The following is a 1,780-nucleotide window of genomic DNA, read 5'->3' on the forward strand; positions in this document are numbered from 1 at the left end:
GTGAACTTGCCGTTCACCGGCCACATGCGCGCGATGTCGCTGGTGTAGTAACGGTAATCCGGCGCATAATCCATCAACACAAGATCGCCGTCTTGCAACGCATCGCTGTTGTGAAAATAATGCCCGAGCCAGGCATTCGCGCCGCCGGCCGTGATCGAAGGGTAACCTTCGCGGCGGGCGCCGTTGATTTGAAAAATGTAGCGCGCGGCAGCATCGAGTTGATATTCATAAACTCCCGGCGCGCTGCAGCGCATCGCCTCCATCAGCCCCAAGCCGGCAAGCTGCGTGGCGCGGCGAATCAATGCAATTTCGCGCGGGCTTTTGATCAAACGCATCTCATCCAAAAGCGGTGAAAGATCGCGTATTTCAAATTGCGGATAGCGTGTGCGCAGCAGATGAATAAAATGGCCCTCGCGCGTCGGCCGGCCGTCCCACGGATCCGCGGCGATGCCGGCGTTGCCGCTCAGCGATTCATCACGGCTGTCCGCTTCGGTTTCAGAGGGACTGAACGGCGTGTAAATTGCCGGCGCGGGCAAACGCACAAGACTGCTCCAGATCCAATCGCGCGGCATCATTTCCAGCGGACGCACCGCGTCGATGCCGGTGAGTTGTTTGACTAAATCCGCATCTTCCGCGGATAATACTTTGCCTTCATTGCGTTCGCGTTGTTCGTCGCGATGAGGGAGATAAAGCGTCGTTTTGCGGGTGCGGCCGTCGAGCAGCAAATACGCATGAGGCGTTTCAATGCCGCAGAGATAATAAAACTCATTCGATTGCCGAAAAACTTTAAAGCCATTGACGGCCGGCGCGCCCTGAATCACGGCCAGCGCGCGCTCGCCGATTTTTTCGAAAATTTTGGCGCGGCGCGCCGCAAACTCCTCCGGCGGAAAATCGGTTTGATAGCGCACGCGCTCCTGCGCCAGCAGGAAAAACGGCCACAGCCCAACATACAACAGCCAACGCCGCAATGTCTTCACTGTCTGCTCCCTGTTTCTTTTCGAACCTCTTGCAAAACTTCGCGCGAATTTTGGGGAAAAGATTTGCCGAACGCGCATGCCTTCGTTCACCACCTCATCTAACGTTCGCGGAGGGTGATGTGCTAAACTTGCCGCGCCTGTTTTTGTCCGCGCGGGCGCGTCAGCTGGCCCAACAAACGAACGATTTGTTCATGATGCTTAACGCCCCACTGCGCAATCAATTCGAGAATCGGCTTGAGCGTTGCACCAAACTCGCTTAACGCATATTCCACTTTGGGCGGCACTTCGGGATAGACGAAACGCGTGATCAATCCGTCTTTTTCAAGCTCGCGCAACTGCTGGGTGAGCATTTTTGCCGTAATGCCTTGCAGCGCACGCTTCAGCTCGCCGAAACGCACGACGTTGTGCTGGTGCAGTTTCCACAAAATGCGCGGCTTCCATTTGCCGCTGATCAATTCGAGACTCGTTTCAACCGGACAGGCGTGAATACGCACGCTACAACTCATGACTGACTCCGTAGTAACCTGGCGGGTACTCGGCACCCTAAAAATGCATACTTGACGGCGCGAAATCATTTTAATACATTGGCGGCAGTAAAGCAAGCTTCGCCTCAAGATATTAAATTGCCTTAAAATTTCAGGAGATTATTCGCATGAGCGCCAACCTCGATGTGCTGCATCCGGACAAGCCGAAACGCATTCTGTTGGCTGTCGCCAATCCTGCGGTTTCGCAAACCACCGGCCGGCCGATTGGACTCTGGGCAACGTCGGCAGAACCCTGCCGAACGTGCGCGCGCCGGGCAT

Annotated in this window: 2 protein-coding genes; both read right to left on the reverse strand. The window is 55.6% G+C overall.

The genetic code is table 11. The features are described 5' to 3' along the window. Positions 1-1,055, reverse strand: a 1,055-nt coding sequence (locus tag FBQ85_29925; GenBank protein ID MDL1879350.1) for an aminopeptidase P family protein, incomplete at its 3' end; no start/stop codon positions are given. A gap of 44 nt (positions 1,056-1,099) precedes the next feature. Continuing rightward, positions 1,100-1,552, reverse strand: a complete 453-nt coding sequence (locus tag FBQ85_29930; protein MDL1879351.1) for a helix-turn-helix transcriptional regulator — start codon at positions 1,550-1,552, stop codon at positions 1,100-1,102. Positions 1,553-1,780 lie beyond the last annotated feature (228 nt).

The sequence above is a fragment of the Cytophagia bacterium CHB2 genome (assembly GCA_030263535.1).
GTDB lineage: Bacteria > Zhuqueibacterota > Zhuqueibacteria > Zhuqueibacterales > Zhuqueibacteraceae > Coneutiohabitans.